Raw genomic sequence first — 20804 nt, 5'->3', positions numbered from 1 at the left:
GTTGTTCCGACTTCTACACTGCTGGGCGCAGGATGCCATTTACTTCGGCTACCTCTCCTCTTTCCAGCAAACCGGCTAAAATGGGTTCGAGCTGCTGGCGCATTTCCTCGGATAAGCGGTTGAAGCCGAGCAGGCGCACGGTGGGCAGAAACACGGCTTCGCGGGGCAGGGCGAAGCTTTGCTCGATGACGGTGCGGAGGGCGCGGGCCAGCTCTTCGGGAGCCACGAAGGAAAGTTTGCGGGAAATGGCGGGCAGTTGGCTTCGGTCGCGGAGGGGCGGCTGCTGCATGCTGATGTCCCAGAGAAAGTCGCCCTGCTGGCGCAGGTGGCGCAGATTGGCGGCCAGCAGCGCCGCGTCGCGGCCGGTTTTACGCATGCGGGCACCCACCTGGGTAGCTCCGCTGGCCTGGGCCAGGCGGCGCGTGGCTTCGTCGAGGTGAATGGGGCTTTCGATGCGCACGATCTGCGTGAGCCAGTTGGCCAACTGGCCCAGGCTGTGCTGGTGCAGCTCGCGGTGGCCTACGGCGGCGGGCAGCTGTGCTACCTGGTAGGGCTCGGCCAAAGCCTGCTCGGTGACCGATAACTCTTCGCGCTCCACACCCGTGGTTTCCGAGGCTACCTCGAGCTCTTCCGGCTCGTCAGGGTCATCTTGGGTGATGAGGCGGCGGGCTTCCTCGATGGCCTGCACCACGCGCTCGGTTTCGCGCTGGGGGTCCCGGAACCAGTCGGTGCTCCAGATGCGGTGCAGGCGCCACCCCACGGCTTCCAGCACCTGCTGGCGCAGCCGGTCCCGGTCGCGGGCCGAGCGGGCCGAGTGGTACATGGCCCCGTCGCACTCAATGCCCAGCACGTAGCGACCGGGCTGATCGGGGTCCACTACCGCCAGATCAATGTAAAAGCCCTGGCTCCCGATTTGCGGGCGCACCTGGTAGCCGCGGGCCGTGAGGGCGCGGTACACGGCCTCCTCAAACGGCGAATCCATGTCGCGGCCCGTTTCCTCGTTCTGATTCAGGCGGCCGTGCTGGGCGAAGTTCAGGAAAGTTTTGAGCGCCGCTACCCCCTTAGCGCGAGTACGGCTGAGGTCCAGATCGTCGGCGGTAAGGTTGGTGAACACCTCGCAGCGCTGCTTAGCCCGGGTGATAAGCACATTCAAACGCCGCTCCCCGCCCTCGCCGTTCAGGGGGCCGAAGCTCATGGTCAGGTAGCCGTCCTTGGTGCGGCCGTAGCCCACACTGATTAGAATAACGTCGCGCTCATCGCCCTGCACGTTTTCGAGGTTCTTGATGAAGAAGGGCTCGTGGGGGTGACGGTTGAAGAACGTCTCGGTTTCGGGGTGTTGGCGGCGCAGCTTCTCCAGCGCATCCTGAATGGCCTGGCGCTGGGCCGTGCTGAAGGCCACTACCCCCAGCGTGAGGCGCGGCGTGGTGCGGGCGTGGCGCAGCACGGCTTCGGCCACGGCCTGGGCTTCCAGGGGGTTGGTGCGGGTAGTGCCTCGCTCGTAGTGCGTTGCGGGCAGATGATGGTACACCAGCCCCAGCTGTCCTTTGCCGCCGGGACTGGGGAAGATGACCAGCTTGTCCTCATAAAACAGGTGGTTAGACGCCGCAATCAGCGACTGGTGTAGGCTGCGGTAGTGCCAGCGCAGCATCCGCTCGGGCATCTGGCGGGCCTTGCACAGCTCCAGAATGCTTTGGATATCGGCCGTTACGTTTTCCTCATCGGCTTCTTCGCTGCTACCAGTCAGGGAATCGAAGAAGGAGGTCGGCGGCAGCTGCTTGGAGTCGCCGACTACCACCAGCTGCCTACCCCGCGCAATGGCGCCCAGCGCGTCCACGGGCTTCACCTGCGAGGCCTCATCGAACACTACCAGATCAAACTCCACGGCGCCCGGCGGCAGGTAGCTGGCCACCGACAGCGGCGACATCATAAACACGGGCTTGATGGCCTGCACCGCCCGCCCGGCCTGCTGCATGAGCTTGCGCAGGGGAAGGTGGCGGGTCTTTTTGGCGAATTCATTGCGCAAGAGCAGCATCTGCCCGCCGGCCTGCGGGTGCGGCAACCCCTCGTGGTGCTGGCGCAGGGCCCGAATGCGGTTGTGGTAAAGCGAGTCCTGGTCGGCCTGCCGGAAGCGGGCGGCTATTTCCTCGTGGCTGGCCCGCTCGAACTGCCGCAGGGCCGGGTGCTGCTCATAGGCCTGGCGCTGCAAAAACTCCAGCCAGGTTTGGCGCACGGCTGCCGCCAGCAGGCGCGCGGCGTGGGGCCAGCTTTCGGCCAGGAGCAGCAGCTCGGGCAGCTGTTCCTGTTGGGCAGTGGCGGCTACGTTGTTCCATTCCGTGGCCAGGCGCAGGGCCGGCAGGTCAGCAGCCCAGACGGCCAAGGTGCCTTGTTGCACATCGAAGGGCTGAAACTGCAGCCGCCCGGCCGGCCCGAAGCGGCGCGCTTCGTTGAGCTGCAGGGCATCGGCTACGGCTTGCACGGCGGCGCGGTGCTGGACCAGGGCAGTTTCCAGGTTCGCGGTTAAATCCGGCAAGCGTTGCGCCTCACCCCCTGGCCCCCTCTCCGAAAAGGGAGAGGGGGAGCCTGATGAGTGGTTATTTTGCGGATTAGCTGCATGGGCCAAGTAGGCCAGCAGAGCGGCCGGCAACTCTCCGCGTGTAATCCGCTGGTGGGTCAGGGTGAGGTAGTCCTGAATTTTCAGCAGCCTGGGCCAGTCGGAGCGCTCGGCCTGCCAGCTAGTTCCAAACAGCTGCTGGCCCAGGCTATTGCTTTCGGCTATGGTTTTGGCGTGGCGGGCGGCTTCGTGAATGGCATCTATTACGGCAATCAGCCCGGCGGATTCTTTGGGCAACGGGCCGCGCCAGAGGCTCTGCAGACGCTTGCGGGCCCGGCGGTAGTCGCCGTTGAGGAAGTTCCACCATTTGTCGCCGGCGGAGAGCAGGGTTGCTCGCTCCGTGAGCAGCTGCTGCTCCCAGGCCTCGGGGAGCAGGGTATCCTCGTGCTGCTGGCGCAGGGTGGTGTAGGCCAGGCCGGCCTTCAGGATTTCCTGGATGCGGCCCGCCTGCTGGTGCCAGGCTGCGTCGGCTACGGCGGCTCCAAGCAGCGGTGGTGCCAGCTGGGCGTGGCGGGCGGCAGGCAGAAGCTGCTCGGCGGCCGTGCGCTCCGTGGGCACGGGCAAGCCTAGCAACTGGCCTAGAACTCTACCCGCTTCCTGCAAGCCTGCCACGGCAACCTGCGCCTCAGTCAGCAGAGCTGTTAGCCTCGATTGATCGGCGGGCAGCAACACCGTCAGCTCACTGCCCCAGAACAGCAGGTCTTTGGGTGCTCCTATCTTTTGTAAAGTGGCCTGCAGACGGGTAGCCAGGGCCTCAGCGTGGGCGGCGTCGGCATCGGTCCAGGTGGCCAGGGTGGTAAAGGCAATGCGCGGCAGCTCGGTGGCGCCCCGCTCTTCGGCCAGACGCAGCAGCTCGCCGGCTACCTGCTGGGCAGTGCGGCGGCTGCGGCCGATGGGCTCGTTCACGGCCAGGGCGTAGTCGTTGAGGGCCTGGCGGTAGCGCGGCAGCTGGGCCATCTGGTCCTCCACATCGGCCACGGCGGCGGGGCGGCCCAGGCTGAGGGTGGCTTTCAGCTCGTCGTGGAGGGCTTTTTTGTTGGCCTTGTGGCTGTGCAGCTCCAGGCAGGCCGCGCCCAGGCCCAGCACATCAAGGCGGCGCTTTACTACTTCCAGGGCCGCCATCTTCTCCGCCACGAACAGCACCTTTTTCCCGGCCCCAATGGCCTCGGCCAGCAGGTTGGCAATGGTCTGCGACTTGCCGGTGCCGGGCGGGCCCTGCACCACCAGGTTACGACCTTCCTGCACCGCCAGCAACGCCAGCAGCTGGGAGGAGTCGGCATCGAGGACCTGGTGCAGCTCGTGGGCGGTGCTTTCGGTATCGAGAAAGGCGGTGTCGCTCACCGTGGGCGGCGCGTCTTGGAAACCGGTATCGGCGCCCAGCAGGGCTTGGAGGGCGGGGTGGTCGAGGAGGGTAGCACCGCTAGGCCAGGTCGCGGGGTCCAGGTCGCGGTAGAGCAAGAATTTTCCGAACGAGAAAAAGCCCAGAGCAATCCGGTTGTCTTCTACCTGCCAGCGCGGCAGCCCGCGCACGGCTTCGGCCACGGCCGAGAGGTAGGCGGCCACCCCGGCTTCTTCGTCCCATTCCGGCAAGCTTAGCCCAAAACTGGCTTTCAGCTTGGCTTGCAAAGACAAGTTGGCTTCGACCTCGGCCCCGGTGTAGCGCAGCTTGAACCGCTCGGCGGCGGTGCCGCGCTCCAGCAGCACGGGCACCAGCACCAGGGGCGCGTGGCGGGGCTCCTCGCTACTGGCGGCTTCGTACCAGGTCAGCATGCCCAGGGCCAGGTACAGAATGTTCACGCCCTGCTCTTCCAGGCTGGTGCGGGCGGTGTAGTAGGTGTTTAGCAGCCTACTTTCCAGCTTCGCCAACGGCTCGGCGGTTTGCAGCTTGTTGTCCGTGAGCAGGGCCTGCCGCTCCTCGGCGGTCAGCTCCGGCTGCGGCGCCGTCTCCTCGGCAGTTGCCGCTTCCGCTAGGGTTTGCTCCGGCTGAGGGGGCAGGGAGACCAGGGGTTCCGACAAGGTTTCGGCCTCGGCGGGGGGTAGGGAGGCCAGCGGCTCCGGTATGGTTGCTGCGGGTTTCCGCTTGGGAGGCTCGGGCGCCGCCGCCTGGAAGTACATGGTCTTGCCTTGGCTTACCAACACCTCATACACCGCCGCAGCTTCTTCCTGCACCACGGCCACGCCCTGAGCTTTAGAGAGACGGAAGTTGAGCAGTGGATTGCGCAAGCCCAGGTCCAGCAGCTCCTGACGAGAAGCTTCGAGGCGGGCGGCGAGGGTGGGTATGGTTTGCGGTACGGTACCAGTAGAAACCGGAGAATCTGAATGCATAAAGATTGCCGAGCAGTAAGTATAGCGAGCGGGTACTCAAGTTACAGCCGTAAGCTTTGCCGACCAATCAGGGCCTACCCCCGCCTTCACGCCAAACGCCCCGGCTACTGGCTCAGCAACCGGGGCGTTTGGCGAAAACAAACAATAAACGACCGGCCGGCTACGCCCGGCGCTGACCGTTCGGCAGAATTTTCAGCCCCAGCTTGCTGTGCTTGAAACCGTAGTTGAAGTACAAGGCCAGCCCGATAATCAGCCAGCCGAAGAACAGGAGCCAGTTATTGACGCCCAGCTGGGTCATGAGGTAGAGGTTGGTGAGCAAACCCAGCACCGGCAGCAGCGAGAGGCGCTTGCGGAACGAGAGCCACGCCAGCCCCAGGCAGAACCCAAAGAACACCAGCATCGGGATGTAGTGGCGCGCTTCCTGGTAGCCGCTGCTCAGGGCCCGCTGAAATTCCTGAATACCCGCCTGATTGTACATAAACAGCAGCACCGCGCCTGCCAGCAGCACCAGCGGCACCAGAAACTGCCCGTTGATGTAAGGCACCTTGAAGCGGGCATCAGACTGGCCGTGGGGGTCAATGATGAGGATGCCGCCGCACACCAGCGCAAACGCGAACAGCGTCCCGATGCTCGTCAGGTCGATTACCAGGTCCATGTTCAACAGCATGGCTGGCACGCCCACGCAAAACCCCGTGACGATGGTGCTGAACGAGGGCGTGTGAAACTTGGGGTGGACGTTGGAGAAAACCGGGGGTAGCAGTCCGTCCCGGCTCATGGTCATCCAGATGCGGGGCTGACCGATCTGGAACACCAGCAGCACCGAGGCCATGGCCAGCACCGCCGACACGGCCACCACGCCGCCCAGCCACTTCACGCCCACTTTATTGAACACGTAGGCCAGGGGGTCGCCCACGGCCAGCTCTTTGTAGTTCACCATGCCGGTGAGTACCAGCGTGATAATCACATACAGAATAGTACAGATGATGAGGGCGTAAATCATGGCCCGGGGCAGGTCGCGCTGGGGGTTTTTGCACTCCTCGGCCGTCGTGGAAATAGCATCAAAGCCGATGTAGGCAAAGAACACCGCCGACACGCCTTTGAGCACCCCGCCAATGCCGTTCGGGGCGAAGGGGCTCCAGTTTTCGGGCTGCACGTAGAAGGCGCCCACCAGAATCACTACGGCCACTACCACCAGCTTCAGGGCCACCAGCAGGTTGGAGGCGTTCTTGGATTCCTTGATGCCCACGTACACCAGCGCCGTAATGGCCAGGGTGATGAGGCCGGCGGGCAAATCCAGCACGAGGCGCAGACCACCCGGCAGCTCCGGGGCGGCGCTCCAGGCGCGGTAGCCCTCCAACTGGGCCGCCGAGGCCTCTGTCAGCGGCTTGCCGGCCTGCATCAGCGCCAGCACCTCATTGTAATACTTATGAGCACTCTGCATACCCATCGTCAGCCAGATAGGTACGTTCACTCCTACCCCCTGCAGCAGCCCGGTAAAATAATCCGACCAACTGATGGCCACCACGATGTTGCCCACCGCGTATTCCATAATCAGGGCCCAGCCGATAATCCAGGCGGCCAGCTCCCCGAAGGAGGCGTAGGCGTAGGTGTACGCCGAGCCCGAAACCGGAATGGTAGCCGCAAACTGGGCGTAGCACAGGGCCGAGAAGGCGCAGGCAATGGCCGTAAACACGAACAGCAGCGACACGGCCGGGCCGCCGTCGTGGGAGGCGTTGCCGATGGTGCTGAAGATGCCGGCCCCAATTACGGCGGCAATGCCCAGAGCCGTTAGGTCGCGGACGGTGAGGTGGCGGGCCAGTCCGCCCGCATCGGCGGGTCCGTGGCCCTCGGCATCGGCGGGTGGGTTATGAAGAATATCGGTCAGGCTTTTGCGGCGAAACAGGCCGCTCAGGCGCGAGGGAGGAAGAGGCGTTGACAATGCGGTAGTGAGAGGTTAAGAGGGGCAAAAGATACAGAATAATGCCGGGGGCTGCACGCTAAGGCACAGCCCGCCCTTTCCGGGCCTGGTACCCAACCGGGCCGCCTGCGCTTCTGACACCAAAAATTTCAGCCGGGCCGTGTGGAATACGGCGCCAAGCGGCATCAGCATAGCAAACCCTCCTCCTACCGCTATGCCTTCTCGCCCTATCCTGTCCGTTCCTACCCCCTGCCACGAGAACTGGCACGCCATGACGCCTGCCGCCCAGGGTCGCCACTGCGCCGCCTGTGATAAAGTGGTCGTGGATTTCACCCGCATGACGGATGCCGAGGTTCTAGCCTATCTAGGCCACTCGGTAGGCAAAAGCTGCGGGCGGTTTCGGGCGGAGCAACTGAACCGGCCACTGGTTGCTACCTCGGTGCCCGTTACCTCCTGGCGCTTGTGGCTGGCTGCTGCGGTAGCTGCCTTCGGGTTGGCTCCGGCCGCCCATGCCCAAACGCCACAACCCGTACCTGTCCGGCAGCAGGTTACGCTGGGCATGGTGGCTACCCCCTCCCAGCCGGCACAATCTACTCTGCCGTTAGTTATCGTCCGGGGCCTCGTCGCTGATGAAACAGGTACAGGCTTGCCAGGGGTAACTATCTTACTGAAAGGCACCCAGGTTGGAGCCGCTTCCCATACTGATGGTTCCTTTGAGTTACGAGTGCCCGCGGGCCGGCCCGTGGTATTACTTGTCAGCAGTGTTGGCTTTGTCACCAAGGAAATTGTAGTCCATCCTGAAGTGCCTCTCACTATTTCTTTGGACGCAGATGTCAAAGGGAATTTTGAAAGCTGGTACACCCCGCGCAGCTTATGGTGGCGCATAACCCGTCCTTTTCGACAATTCTAAACTACTGGATCAGCAAACCTTTCGGCCCCGAAAAGCCTTATTCCGGGGTATGAAGAATTTGCTGCTATTTGCCTTTGCCCTTCTGCTCTCTACCTCTGGCTGCGTCCTGAAACCCACCAATAAGCACGACGTTTTTCAGGAGCGGGCCCAGCTGCCCCAGGAGGAAGCCCCGCACAAACAGAACTCCCTGGAGTGGTGGTACTTCACCGGCCACCTGCGCGACAAAGCCACCGGTGAGCAGTTCGGGGTGGAGTATGTGTTTTTCCACTTCAACGTAACGGGCAAGAAAGACTGGCAAATGGTCAACTTTGCCCTCACCGACCCGCAGCAAAAGCAGTTCCGCTACGATTATAAAGTAGAGCGCCTACCCCAGCTGCTGGCCCCCACCCTGCCCCTGAGCCTGAGCATGCGGAAGCGGGCCCAGCGCTGGACCCTGACCGGCCAGGAAGGCCGCTACCACCTGCAGGCCCGCATGGCCGCGCACACCGGTCACGCCATCGACCTGAAGACTACCCCCGCCAAACCCGTGCTGCTCCACGGCGGCACCGGCTACGAGCAGTACGGCGCTACAGCCCAGGCCGGCTACTACAGCTACCCCCGCATGACCACGACCGGCACCATCGAAATCAATGGCCAGGAGCGCCAGGTAGAAGGTGAGTTGTGGTACGACCGCCAGTGGAACTGCAACAGCGTAATGGCCAAGGACCTGGGCTGGGACTGGTTCAGCATTCAGCTCGACGAGCCCCGTGAGGAAATCATGGCCTACCAGCTCTACAACAAAGTAACCGGCGAGGGCATCGGGGGCGGCTCCCACTACGGCGCCCAGGCCCAGAACACCCACCTCGACCAGAAGGACTTTCAGCTGGAAACCCTGGCCTACTGGACCAGCCCCCACTCCAAGCTGCGCTACCCCAATAAGTGGCGCCTGCGCATTCCCAGCCAGGGCTACGACCTGACCATCACGCCCGTTATGCCGGATCAGGAGCTGACCCTGAAGCTCTTTGCCGGCATCAAGATGCACTACTGGGAAGGCATGTGCCGGGTAGAAGGCACCCACCACGGCAAACCTGTGAAGGGCAACAGCTACGTGGAAATCACTAACCGCTCGGAGGTAAAAAAGATCAAGGCAGGGGTGGAAGAGGTAACGGCCAAAGAGTAGGTTCTCTGCCCCACTCCTCACTAAGAGGTGAGTCAGATGAAGTGGAGCCCAAGAAGTAATTATAAGTAAGGATGCCCCCTTTTCCCTTGGGAGAAAGGGGCCGGGGGTGAGGTCATCCGTTCAGCAAAATCCGGAAGGTAGTGCCGCGCCCTACCTCGCTCCACTTCACGAAGAGGCGGCCGCGGTGGTAGTTCTCGATGATGCGCTTGGCCAGGGCCAGACCCAGGCCCCAGCCCCGCTTCTTGGTGGTATAGCCGGGTAGGAACACGCTTTCCAACTTGGTTTTCGGGATGCCTTTGCCGGTGTCAGTAATGTCGATGGCAATCTGGCCTTTGTTGCGCACGGGGCGGCGCAGGTGAATGGTGATGCTACCGCGGCCGTCCATGGCATCCACGGCATTCTTGCAGATGTTCTCAATCACCCAATCGAAGAGCGGAATGTTCAGCTGGGCCGGCGTGTCCAGGGGCAGGTCGGTTTTTACCTCGAAGCTGACTTTCCGCGACACCCGGCTTTGCAGGTAGCTGATGGCATTGGTCGTGACGCGGTAGATGTTCTCGTCGTTGAGCACCGGCACCGAGCCGATGTTGCTGAAGCGCTCCGTAATAATTTCCAGCCGCCGGATGTCCTTCCCCAGCTCTTCCACAATCGGCTCGCCCCGGAACCGCTCCGATTCCCGCAGGTAAGCCTGCCAGCCTACCAGGCTGCTGAGCGGGGTGCCCAGCTGGTGAGCCGTTTCCTTGGCCAGGCCTACCCACACCCGGTTCTGCTCGGCCCGCCGCGAGTAGCTAAAGGCAAAGTAGGCAATAACGCCCAGGCACCCGATAATGGCCAGCTGCACCAGGGGGTAGTAGCGCAGCTGCGTCAGCAACGACGACTCTTTATAATAGATGAAGTTGCGCACCCCACCCCCAATTTCAATAACGATGGGCGTGTGCTGTTCCTTCATCTTCAGCATTTCCTGTTGCAGAAAGGTTACCCGGGCCTCCTCGCTCAGGCCCTTGGGCACGGGCAGGTTCTGGGCGTCGAGGGGGTAGCCGCTGTCGTCGGCCCAGATAACCGGAATGGTCGTGTTGGCCTCAATAATCTCGTCGTAGAGAAACGACACGTTCGATTCTTCCTCCGTATTGATGAGGTAGCGCTGGGTTTTGGCGTAGAGGTCAATCTGCTTCTGCTCCCGCTCCGAGAGCCGCTGCACCAGCAGGTTGGTGTAAATAACCGTAGCGGCCCCAATCAGCAGGGCCACGCCCACAATAAGGAGCTTGATACGGGACTTCTGATCGTAAATCGGGATGGGCAGCACAATCGAAAAACAAGCGGTGGGCAAGGTGCGGCATACGGCCCGCACCCCGGCGAAGATACGAGCCTGCCTACGGGGGTAGCACAACCACCGGAGTCACAACCCGGTAAGGAAATGATTTTTGTCAGGTTAAACGAGAAGAAGCCCGCTTTAAGCTGTCTAAACGGGTCTTTCGGCGCGAATCTGTATCCGCTCGAACCTGCGGGCCGTAGCAACTGTTTTTACCCTAGCAATTTGTACTGTATTTTTGCCTTCTGATTTTCGCACTAGCACAAGCTATGCTCCATCCATTCAAGGCCGTTAGTCTGTCATTCAAGAAAGCTCCCCTCGAAATTCGGGAGCTGATTGCGCTGGACGAAGCTGCCTGCCGCCGATTCCTGCACACCTTGCACCACGAGCTGGGCCTATCTGACCTGCTCGTGCTGAGTACCTGCAACCGCACGGAAGTGTACTATTCCGCTGAGCGCGACCAGAGCCCGGCCATCATTGAGGCCTTGGGTCAGCTCAAAGACTTGTCCGAGGTAGCGGAGTACTTCCCCTACTTTGATGTGCTGGATCAGCACGCCGACGCCGTGCGTCACCTCTTCGAGGTAGCCATGGGCCTTGATGCCCAGGTAGTTGGCGACATGCAGATCAGCAACCAGGTAAAGCAGGCCTACCAGTGGTCGGCGGATGCCGACGCGGCCGGCCCCTTCCTGCACCGGTTGCTGCACACCATCTTCTTCACCAACAAGCGCGTGCAGCAGGAAACCTCCTTCCGAGACGGGGCCGCTTCTACCTCCTACGCCGCGCTGGAGCTGGTAGAAGAGCTGACGGCCGACGTAGCCAATCCGCGCGTGCTGGTGGTAGGCTTGGGAGAGATTGGGGCCGATGTGTGCCGCCACTTCGGCGACAGCAAGCTGTTTCAGGACGTAACTATCTGCAACCGCACCCGCTCCAAGGCCGATGTTCTGGCCGAAGAATGCGGCCTAAAGGTTATCAACTTCGAGGAGCTGGTGCCCGGCCTCAAGGATGCCGACGTCATCATCAGCAGCATCTCCCGCGACGAGCCCTTCTTCACCCGCGACATGGTGGAGCACCTCGATGTGCTGAGCTACAAGTTCTTCATCGACCTCTCGGTGCCCCGCAGCATTGCCACCGATGTAGAGCAGGTGCCCGGCGTGCTGGTGTACAACATTGACGCTATTCATAGCAAGGCTTCGGCCGCGCTGGAGCGCCGCCTGGCCGCCGTGCCGCAGGTGCGGGCCATCATCGAGGAAAGCATGGCTGGCCTGCAGGACTGGACCAAGGAGATGATGGTGTCGCCGACTATCCAGAAGCTCAAGAACGCCCTGGAGCAAATCCGCCTCGAGGAGATGGACCGCTTCCAGAAGAAGATGAGCCCCGAGGAAGCCAAGCGCATGGACGACATCACCCGCTCGCTGATGCAGAAGATTCTGAAGCAGCCCGTACTGCAGCTGAAAGCCGCCTGCAAGCGCGGCGAGGCCGACCAGCTCATCGACGTGCTGACCGACCTGTTTGACCTGGAGCGCCAGCCCGATGTAGCCTAGCCCGGGTTCCCTACCCCCAATACAACAGAAAGCCCCGCTGGTAAATCCAGCGGGGCTTTCTGCTTTACAATACCGTTGGCATCTCGGCGCTTACATGGTGTCGCAGCAATCCTCCAGGGAATCGATGACGTCCAGCAGCTTGGGGATGGAGAGGGAGTAGTAAATTTTGGTGCCTACTTTGAACGAGGACAGAATACCCCGGTCTTTGAGGGTGATGAGGTGTTGGGAGGCAATGGCCTGGGGCAGATCCAGGGAGCGGTAGATTTCCGTAACGGTCATCTTCTCCTCTTTCCCCAGCAAATCAACAATGGCTAGGCGCTTGGGGTGAGCCAGCACCTTGAGCATGGCAGCGGCCTTATCTACTTTTTTGGACTCTACTCTTGAAAGCAATGGTTTCATATGTCGTTGCAACGGTGGTACCGGAAGAAAGCATGCAGGAATATGCGTAATACGATATTCCAAGTCTGCATAGTTCCTTTTAACGCGACGTGGCCCGAAAAAATTTACAAATCCGGGAATATTGTACGTGCCCGGTTGCTGCCGGATTTCGTGCCGCCGCTGCCACACCCGGCATAATGCAATCTGTGTATCAACACATTAAGCCCCTTAGCCAGTTTCGAATTCCTTTTGCCCTATTCCGGGGCCACAGCCCCACACGCCGGGCGCGGCTAGCGGCCGGCCTGCGTACCTTTGCGCCCGAACATCCACCCACTCCTTATCTGCTTATCTTCTGATGAAAGACCTGCTGGCCACTTTTGAAAACAAGCGTCCCGAAATCGTTTTTGAATGGAAAGACTCCGAAACCGAAGCCGAGGGCTGGGTTGTCATCAACTCCCTGCGCGGCGGGGCGGCCGGCGGCGGTACCCGCATGCGCAAAGGCCTGGATAAGCGCGAGGTAGAAAGCCTGGCCAAGACCATGGAAGTGAAATTTACCGTGTCGGGACCGGCCATTGGCGGGGCCAAGTCCGGCATCAACTTCGACCCCCAGGACCCGCGCAAGCGCGGCGTGCTGGAGCGCTGGTACCGGGCCGTTATTCCGCTGCTGAAAAACTACTACGGCACCGGCGGCGACCTGAACGTGGACGAAATTCACGACGTAATTCCGATTACCGAAGACTACGGCCTCTGGCATCCCCAGGAGGGCATCGTGAACGGGCACTACCGGGCCACCGAGCCGCAGAAAATTCAGAAGCTGGGCCAGCTGCGCCAGGGCGTGGTGAAAGTGCTGGAAGACGCCAGCTTCTCGCCCGACCTGAGCCGCAAATACACCGTAGCCGACCTGATTACGGGCTACGGCGTAGCCGAAGCCGTGCGCCACTATTACGAGCTGTGGGGCGGCCGCTCGGTGGCCGGCAAGCGCGCCATTATTCAGGGCTGGGGCAACGTGGGCGCGGCGGCGGCTTACTATCTGGCCAGCCAGGGCGCCCGCGTCACCGGCATCATTGACCGGGTCGGGGGGCTGCTCAAAGAGGGCGGCTTTTCGCTGGAGGAAATCCGGACGCTGTTTCTGGAGCGCGACGGCAACGCCCTGGCCGCCGATAACCTGCTCTCGTTTGAGGAAGTAAACCAGCGCATCTGGAGCAGCGGGGCCGAAATTTTTATTCCGGCGGCGGCTTCCCGGTTGGTGTCGCGGGGGCAGGTAGAGCAACTGGTGGCCGGCGGCCTCGAGGTTATTTCCTGCGGGGCCAACGTGCCCTTCCAGGACCCCGAAATCTTCTTCGGCCCCACCGGCGAGTTTGCCGATGCCCACACCAGCGTCATCCCCGATTTCATTGCTAACTGCGGCATGGCCCGCGTGTTCGCCTACCTCATGGAATCCAACGCCGAAATCACCGACCAGGCCATCTTCCAGGATACGTCCCGCGTCATCAGGGCGGCCCTGGAGCGCACCCGCCACCAGAGCGACGCCACTACTGGCATTGCCCAGAAGTCGTTTGAAATGGCGCTGCGGCAGTTGGTATAAAGGGGCGTTGAAGGCAGGACCGAGGTAGGGGCGGGGCTTGTCCCCGCCCCTCGTTGAACGATGCCCGGCAACCCGGCACGCCCGACCGGACGGGGACAAGCCCCGCCCCTACCAGCACCAAATCCCAGCACTTATCAACTATCTAACTATCACAGCCTTGACCCTCCAAGAAATCCTTCAGTACCGTTTCCTGGGCAACAACGTGGGCGCCTACCTCACCTGCCTGGGCATTCTGCTGTTCGGGCTGGCGTTCAAGACCCTGCTGTCCCGCCTGCTCTCCAAGCTGGTATTCCGCTTTATCCGGAAGCGCACCGAAGGGGTAAGCGAGCAGCAATTTCAGGCCCTGCTGATTCAGCCCGTATCGGTGGTTATCTTCCTGATTACGGCCTACTTTGCCTTTCAGGTGCTCGACTACCCCGTGCGCAGTTCTGATATCCGGCGCAATGAGCCGTGGCCGCAGGTAGCTCTGTTCCGGCTGTTTCAGCTGGCCGTTATCTGGGGCATCGGCTGGATTGGGCTGCGCATCATTGACTTTCTGGTGATGGTATTCCAGCGGCGGGCCGAGGCTACCCCTTCCCGCCTCAACAACCAGCTGATTCCCTTCGCCAAGGACTTACTTAAGGTATTGGTGCTTACGCTGACGTTTCTGGTGATGCTCAGCAAGGTATTCGGGGTGAACGTAACGGCCCTGATCGGGGGCCTGGGCATCGGGGGTCTGGCCGTCGCCTTTGCCGCCAAGGAAAGCCTCGAAAACCTGATTGCCTCGTTCACCATCTTCCTCGACCGGCCTTTTGCCGTGGGTGATTTGGTGGAGGTAGGCAACGTGACGGGCACCGTAGAGAAAGTAGGCTTCCGGAGCACCCGCCTGCGCACGGCCGAGAAGAGCTACGTAACGGTGCCCAACAAAGCCATGATTGATAAGCCTCTGGATAACTTATCGTTGCGCACGGCCCGGCGCGTGAACTTCACCCTGGCCCTGAGCCACGCCACTACCAGCCAGCAGCTCCACCGCATTGTGGAAGAAGGAAAGCGGGCGTTGGAGGAAAACCCGCTGGTGACCAAGGAAGTGCAGGTGCAGTTTGCGGCCCTGACGCCAGCGGCCAAGGAAGTAACCGTGCAGTACTTCGTGGAAACCACCAACTACGATGAGTATCTGCAGGTAAAGGAGCAGCTGAATTACCGCTTGGTAGAAGTAGTGGAAGCCGTAGGTGGCTCGTTTGCCAGCACCGGCACCACCGTAGTGCAGCTGGCTCCCGCCGGCCACCTCGATGGCCTGAACCCCGTGACTACGCCGGTGGTGTAGCCGCGGCAACCCCTACCCCCACGTAATAGCCGCAACGCCGCCCGGCCGCTCTACGGTAGAGTAGCCGGGCGGCGTTGTTTCCTACCCCTGCCTGCTCAGCGGAACTTGGGGGAACGAACCACCCGGGGCCGTTGAAAGTCCACGTTTTTGTCCTTGGGGTATTCTACCGTGAAGGTAAAGCGCAGGCGGCGGCTGGCACCGGGCGCCAGGCTCAGGAGCCACGTCAGCTTGCCGCTGGCCTCATCGAGCAGGGCCCCGGTGGATTCTTCGAGCTTCACGCGCAGGTCGCCTTCCTGCGACACCGGAATCTGGTCGAGCACGCGCACGCGCACCGGCTGGGCGTGGCGGTTGCGCACGTTTATCTCGTAGGTCAGCCGGATTTTGTGCTGACCGCCCAGCCCCGACTTCCCGCTGAAATCTTCGGTTTTGGTGCGGCCTACCACAATCTGGTCGTCGTAGCCCAGGCTGATTTCCAGGGAGTCGTTGAAGGCGCGGGGCGCTACCTCCGTAGTTCCCACAAAGGAGCCGCGGTAGTACACGTCGGCCTCAATCTCCTCTTCGGTGGCGGGCAGGTACAGCTTTTCCCACCCCAGCACCTTGGCCTGCAGAAACACTTTCTCCGAGAGCTTGGGTACGGCCAGGTACTCGGTACGCGCTACCAGCGTCTGGGCCGGCAGCTGCAGCTCGTAGTCTTCGCCGGCCCCAATGCTTACCGGTTGGGGCACGGCGTAGAAACTGGTGGGCTCGGCGGGAGCAGCGTTCTGGCCCGTGGCTGTACCCTTCACTACAAACTTATCAATGCGCCCCTCGCTGCCCCGGCTGCGGCGGTAGTTCATGGTCCAGGGGTCGAGGCTGGGCCGGGTGATGTCGTTATCTACTTCTTCGTTTTTCAGTTGCAGCGCCACGCGGTTCCAGTCGAGGCCGGAGTTGTTGTGCACCGAGCCCTGAATGCGTACCTGCAGCTCACGGGCCGCTTCGGGCACCCGGATTTCGGGCGCCGAATCCCAGCTGGATTGCCTATCTACGTAACGCAGCGTCAGCTGCACGGTAGCCGGCTGGGGTAGCTCCAGCACTATTTCCACGCGGTTGCGCCGCGGCCCCGAGCCACCAGTGCGAAGCTTTTCCCCCAACCTTGTGAGGCGCAGCCGGCGGGCCGTCAGCTCCTCGGTTTCCGTTTGAATATTGGGTAGGCGGGTCCGCAGAAAGGCCGCGCCCTTCTGCAGCTCCGTGCTCCAGCCGGTTTGGGTGCCGCTGGGCAGGCTGCGGTTGGCTTGCAGAAACGCTTTTTCTTCTTCCAGTCCCTTCAGCTCGGCCTCCAGGCGGCGCAGCTGGGTTTCCAGCAGGCTGGCACTATCAGCAACGCTGGAAGCTGGTCGCACCTGCTGCTCGGCTACCGAAATCAGTTCGGCGTTGTCGGATACTTCGGCCTGCAGGCTGGCGTACCCAATGCTGCTGGCTACATTTTCTACCCACACCGTATGCCGGCCCGCGGGCAGCGTTACGGAGCCCTGGTGCTGGAGTTCGGCCTGGTCAAAGGCTACCGTAACGGTGCGCAGGGGGAGGGTGGTTGTAACGGGAGTTTGGGCGGCGGCCCACTGGGTAATACCCCAGCATAGGAATAGTAAGTGTATTTTCATTCAGGAAATAGACCTTGGCAATACGGGCGCAAGATGCTGACTTCGTCCCAAACAATAAGCCGGCCGCCCAGAAATGGGCAGCCGGCTTACGGCACGTATTGTTCAGCAAGATGCGTGCGTTTAGCGCCCGCCGAGCAGTCCGCCGAGTAGGCTGCCCATGCCCCCGCCCATCAGGCCACCGAGGCCGCCGCCACCGGCGCTGCGAGGCTGCATGTTGGGCTGGCCACCCAGGCCGCCCAGAATCGACATCAGGGAGCCGAGGCCGCCGCTGCCTACGTGGGAGCCTTGCTGCGGGTAGTTGCCGTAGGAGCTTTGCTGGCCCCCGCCGCCCATCATACCGCCCAAGAGGCCCCCGCCCAGCAACCCGCCGAGCAATCCGCCCATGCCGCTTTGGGCCGCACCACCGAGCAAACCGCCCAAGGAGCCGCTGCCCATGCCGCCCATCATACCGCCGCCCCCGCCGGGCATTCCGCCTCCGCGGTTCATCACCTTGGAAATTACCATGGGCGCTACCACGCCCAGCAAGCCCGCCATGAGGGCGCCTTTGGGAATGCCCACGCTGGAGAGCTTGTCCCCAATGCCGCCCAGAAAGCTTTGCTTGGCAGGGTCACTGGCGTCGTGGGGCACGTGGGCCGCCTGGTCCACAACCTGCTCCAGGGCCTGGGTCTGCTGCTGATTGATGCCGAGGTAGGCGGCAATTTTGTTGACCATTTCTTCCTCCGTGTTGGAGTAGGCGCCATCGGCGCGGGCAAAGCTGATCAGGTCCGTAACCAAGGAAAAACGCAGGTCGCTGCTGCGCAGAGCATCGAGGTTGGCCTTGATGCTTTCATTGCTGGCGTCCTTGGCCGCGGAAAGCACCTGCTGGGTAGCGCCGCCGCTCAGGCCGGCCTGGTGCGAGAGTTGCTGCAGGAATTCTATTTCGGCAGCAGAGGCTTCGCGGTCCGCGGAGGCCAGGCTGGCTATAACGCTCAGGTAAGCGGCTTTTTCCTGGTCGGAGTAATTCTGCAGGAGTTGCGTATCGTTCATGACAAAAGGAAAGAGGGTGGAAATAAACCAGCTACCTTAACGCAAGCTCTTCAGATTGGTTAGCCTCTTTTTTCGGCCGCTGACGGGTAGCCGGCACCTCGGCGGTAGGGCCCCGCTACCCACCGGCCTACCCTGAAGGCAAGTCGCCCGGGCATAACCAGCTCCGCTTCCAGCTGCCTGGCAACTAAAAATCAAAATATTCGCCGGCTTGGGGCTGAGCGGGTTTCTTGGCTGGCTTTTTCAACTCGAAGCTGGGCCGGGTCGCCGGCCTGGGAGCTACCGGGCTGGTGGGGTCGGGCATGGGGGTAGGCGGAGCCGCGCTACTGGGGCCCGTTACCTGGGGCGAAGCAGCCGCGCGGGGCGCCCGCTCGTAGCGCACGGCAAAATCCCGCTCGTTGCCCTGAATGGCCAGGCGCAGCATGGGCCCGTTGGCGCCGGCTATGGCTTGGGGCAGCAGGCCGGGCAGCAACGGTATCCGGACGTGGTACTCCAGTTGCTGATCAAACGTGTGGGTTCCCGTCACCTGAATCAGAGAAGCGGCTTTCACGTTGGAGCGAATATCCATTTCGGGCACGTACACCGTGCGGCTTTGTATGTAGAGGCGGTTCTGGAGCTGGGCAAAGCGCAGGTGGCGCAGGGTAGCGCGGCTGGCCAGAAAACTTAGCTTTTGCAGGGGCTCAAAGTTGAGCAGCTCGCCGTTGCGCACGGTGGCGTGCACCTCGGCCTCCAGCCGGTCGGTCAGCGGAGTCAGGTGGGCATCGTAGTACGAATCGACCTCGGCCGTGGCCGTCAGGCTGCCGCGCAGGTGACGCTGGGTAATGAACTGCTGCCCAAAGTTTTCAAACACGTAAAACAGACTATCGAGCGGTACCTGCTGGCAGCTCACGGTGGTACTGGCCTTCAGCAGCCGGGGTTGGCGGGCATCCACGGTGCCCCGCACACTGGCCCGGCCCCCGGCTGCCCGCAGCGCCAGGCCCGTGGAGCTGAACACCTGTCCCTGCAGCTGCAGGTTACCCCGCAGCTGGCGCCCCCGCAGCCGCCGGAACCGTACCTGGTCGGCGGTAGCCTCCACAGCCACGGCAATGCGGGCCGGTACCCGCAGCCCGGTCGCCTGGTGGTGGCTGCCCTTGGCGGCCACGCCGGAAGCTGCCGGCTGGTAGGTGTATAGCAGCTGGTTGAAATCTAACAGATGACTGGCTACCACGGCCTCTAGCCGCAACGGTTGCCCGGGCTGCAATAGCCAGGCCGCCAGGTTGCGCAGCTTGCCGCTTCCCCGAAAATCAGAGTTGCCCAGGTGGCCGCTTAGCGTTGGAATCAATACATCAGGCCCGCGCAGCTGCAGCTGGCCGCTCAGGCGCGTGAAGGGCTGCCGGAAGTCGCGCAGATGCAGGTGCAGATTTTGCAGCCGCAGCTCCCCGCTAACCTGGGCGGGGGTAGGCCGGTGGCGCAGCTCCCGCACCGGGCCGCTGAGCCGCAGGCTTAAGGAGGCCGTGCCGCGGGCCTGCCGGATGGCCGCTACCGGAAAAAAGCGCACGGCCCGGGCCACGTCCACCTCGGCCCGGCCTTGCAGCTGCAGGCGGGGAGCCGCAAAGTTTGTCAGCTGCAGCCTCCCCCGGAAGGGCCGCCCACCTAACTGCCCCCGGATGCTGTCAAGATGCAGCGCGGCCGTGGTTGCCGATTGCGCCGCGCCGTTGGTGAAAAAACCCGTCAGGCTTACGTGCTCCACGGCCTGTTGGTAGCGGGGGTGAAAAAACGAAGCATTCCGGCAGCCAAACCGCACCGCCACCGTGGGGTTGCGCCGCGCCGATACCTCCCCCCGCACCGTGCCCCCGAAATAGACCTCGCCGCGGCTGCGGTAGCCGGCCAGCGCCCGGTTCAGGCGGGGCGGCAGCAGCGCCAGCACCGACTGCACGTCGGCCCCCGCAGCCTGGCAGTGCAAGTCCAGTACCGGGGCCGCCCGGTACGCAACAGTGCCGCCCAGGGTGTAGGCCGCGGGCCCCACCTGCACCCGCGAGGGCGCCAGGGCGAGCCGCTGCCCCGGTCGGTCAATGGTTAGTTCTGTACTGATGCCCAGCTCTTTCTGCTGGAAATAGTCGTCGGTGCCGAAGCGCAGAGTTTCCACGTAAGCCCGGCCCTGAGCAGCAATAGTCAAGCGGGTATCGGTGATGGTCAGGGCTGCCCGCAGGCTGGGGGTCCGGAGGCGGAAGTGCTGCCGATGACCGGCATCCTCGTAGAGTACGTGCACCCGTTCCAGCTGAATGCCTTCCAGCTCCATCCCGAAGGGCTCGGTTGCGGGTGCTGTGGCCGTATCGGGGCGGAGCACGTGGTAGTTGCCTACCCCCTGCCGGTTGCGGCGCACCCGCACGTGGGCATCGGCCAGGGTAACGGCCCGGATGTGGTAGCGCCCGGCCAGCAAATCCCAGGCATCGAAAGCGCAGTACAGCCGCCGGGCCCGGGCCAGCTTTACGGTATCTGTGGGCTCGGAGCCGGCTACCACCACATCGTGCAGCGTCACGGACAAGCGCGGAAACTGGTCCAGCACCGACACCTCCAGCCGGCTTGCCCGCACCGGCACCTGCAAATGCCGGTTCAGGGCCTGCACGAACAACGTAATGATGTGCTCCTGCCCCAGCCACACTCCGGCCAACGCGCCGCCCAGCAGCACTCCAAGCGTCAGGAAAGAAATTTTCAGAAATTTATTCACCGCATTTGCTCCCCGAAACTTCTGACTGGCAAGTAGTTTTCTGTCTAACGCAGGGTTGCCAGCAAAATTTCTCTGCTCAAAGATGGGGTAAAGAGTTGCGTATTCGAAAATGACCTCCCATATTTGCCATCCCAAACGGGATACGCCCAACGGGAGATTAGCTCAGCTGGTTCAGAGCATCTGCCTTACAAGCAGAGGGTCACTGGTTCGAACCCAGTATCTCCCACTTTTCTAGTACGCATACCCCTCGGGAGATTAGCTCAGCTGGTTCAGAGCATCTGCCTTACAAGCAGAGGGTCACTGGTTCGAACCCAGTATCTCCCACCAGTAAAAGGACAGCCGTTGCCGGCTGTCCTTTTTTGTTTCCGGGGCCTGCTTGGCCTACCCATTCGTAGGGTTGG

At 62.3% G+C, this 20804-nt stretch carries 12 protein-coding genes and 2 tRNA genes; 7 read left to right on the top strand and 7 right to left on the bottom strand.

The annotated features are described in order from the left end of the window. Window positions 1-13: 13 nt before the first annotated feature. Together GGU46_RS18895 and GGU46_RS18890 are read right to left on the bottom strand one after the other, a co-directional pair. Complete coding sequence (locus GGU46_RS18895) at window positions 14-4936, bottom strand: DUF3320 domain-containing protein (RefSeq protein WP_183405125.1); 4923 nt, start codon at window positions 4934-4936, stop codon at window positions 14-16. 160 nt (window positions 4937-5096) lie between these two features. Next, window positions 5097-6875: an amino acid permease gene (locus GGU46_RS18890; RefSeq protein ID WP_246399031.1), complete on the bottom strand. Its 1779-nt coding sequence runs from the start codon at window positions 6873-6875 to the stop codon at window positions 5097-5099. Between the two features lie 193 nt (window positions 6876-7068). On the opposite strand from GGU46_RS18890, the gene GGU46_RS18885 reads away from it, so the two are divergent. Next, complete coding sequence (locus GGU46_RS18885; RefSeq protein WP_183405124.1) at window positions 7069-7764, top strand: carboxypeptidase-like regulatory domain-containing protein; 696 nt, start codon at window positions 7069-7071, stop codon at window positions 7762-7764. A gap of 49 nt (window positions 7765-7813) precedes the next feature. After that, window positions 7814-8923 carry a lipocalin-like domain-containing protein gene (locus GGU46_RS18880; protein ID WP_183405123.1) on the top strand — a complete coding sequence of 370 codons (1110 nt, stop codon included), beginning with the start codon at window positions 7814-7816 and terminating at the stop codon, window positions 8921-8923. A 112-nt stretch (window positions 8924-9035) separates the two neighbouring features. Here GGU46_RS18880 and GGU46_RS18875 read toward each other — a convergent pair whose 3' ends face one another. Further along, a complete protein-coding gene (locus tag GGU46_RS18875; protein WP_246399030.1) occupies window positions 9036-10247 on the bottom strand; it encodes an ATP-binding protein in 1212 nt (403 codons plus the stop codon). 251 nt (window positions 10248-10498) lie between these two features. On the opposite strand from GGU46_RS18875, the gene hemA reads away from it, so the two are divergent. Then, a complete protein-coding gene (hemA, locus tag GGU46_RS18870) occupies window positions 10499-11770 on the top strand; it encodes a glutamyl-tRNA reductase (RefSeq protein WP_183405122.1) in 1272 nt (423 codons plus the stop codon). Between the two features lie 90 nt (window positions 11771-11860). Here the strand turns inward: hemA and GGU46_RS18865 are convergent, their stop codons facing one another. Next, the gene (locus GGU46_RS18865; protein ID WP_044003755.1) at window positions 11861-12169 is read right to left on the bottom strand and encodes an ArsR/SmtB family transcription factor; all 309 of its coding nucleotides are present in this window, start codon (window positions 12167-12169) and stop codon (window positions 11861-11863) included. Between the two features lie 334 nt (window positions 12170-12503). On the opposite strand from GGU46_RS18865, the gene GGU46_RS18860 reads away from it, so the two are divergent. Both GGU46_RS18860 and GGU46_RS18855 read left to right on the top strand, forming a co-directional pair. Next, window positions 12504-13733, top strand: coding sequence for a Glu/Leu/Phe/Val dehydrogenase dimerization domain-containing protein (locus GGU46_RS18860; protein WP_183405121.1), 1230 nt, complete (start codon window positions 12504-12506; stop codon window positions 13731-13733). Window positions 13734-13890: 157 nt separating this feature from the next. After that, window positions 13891-15036: a mechanosensitive ion channel family protein gene (locus GGU46_RS18855; RefSeq protein WP_183405120.1), complete on the top strand. Its 1146-nt coding sequence runs from the start codon at window positions 13891-13893 to the stop codon at window positions 15034-15036. Between the two features lie 95 nt (window positions 15037-15131). Here GGU46_RS18855 and GGU46_RS18850 read toward each other — a convergent pair whose 3' ends face one another. The 3 genes from GGU46_RS18850 to GGU46_RS18840 all read right to left on the bottom strand — a co-directional run bounded on the left by GGU46_RS18850 (window position 15132) and on the right by GGU46_RS18840 (window position 20403). After that, window positions 15132-16673 (bottom strand): mucoidy inhibitor MuiA family protein, encoded by a 1542-nt coding sequence (locus tag GGU46_RS18850; RefSeq protein ID WP_183405119.1) that lies wholly within the window; start codon window positions 16671-16673, stop codon window positions 15132-15134. A gap of 120 nt (window positions 16674-16793) precedes the next feature. Beyond that, window positions 16794-17699, bottom strand: coding sequence for a TerB family tellurite resistance protein (locus GGU46_RS18845; protein WP_183405118.1), 906 nt, complete (start codon window positions 17697-17699; stop codon window positions 16794-16796). 184 nt (window positions 17700-17883) lie between these two features. Continuing rightward, window positions 17884-20403, bottom strand: a complete 2520-nt coding sequence (locus tag GGU46_RS18840; protein ID WP_183405117.1) for a YhdP family protein — start codon at window positions 20401-20403, stop codon at window positions 17884-17886. A 151-nt stretch (window positions 20404-20554) separates the two neighbouring features. Between GGU46_RS18840 and GGU46_RS18835 the strand changes: the two genes are divergently transcribed. Then, window positions 20555-20629, top strand: a tRNA-Val gene (locus GGU46_RS18835). 23 nt (window positions 20630-20652) lie between these two features. Beyond that, window positions 20653-20730 (top strand) — tRNA-Val (locus GGU46_RS18830). The last annotated feature ends 74 nt before the right edge of the window (window positions 20731-20804 follow it).

Origin of the sequence: Hymenobacter latericoloratus (assembly GCF_014199535.1) — a bacterium.
GTDB lineage: Bacteria > Bacteroidota > Bacteroidia > Cytophagales > Hymenobacteraceae > Hymenobacter > Hymenobacter latericoloratus.
This window is presented reverse-complemented; position numbering and strand designations above follow the sequence as displayed.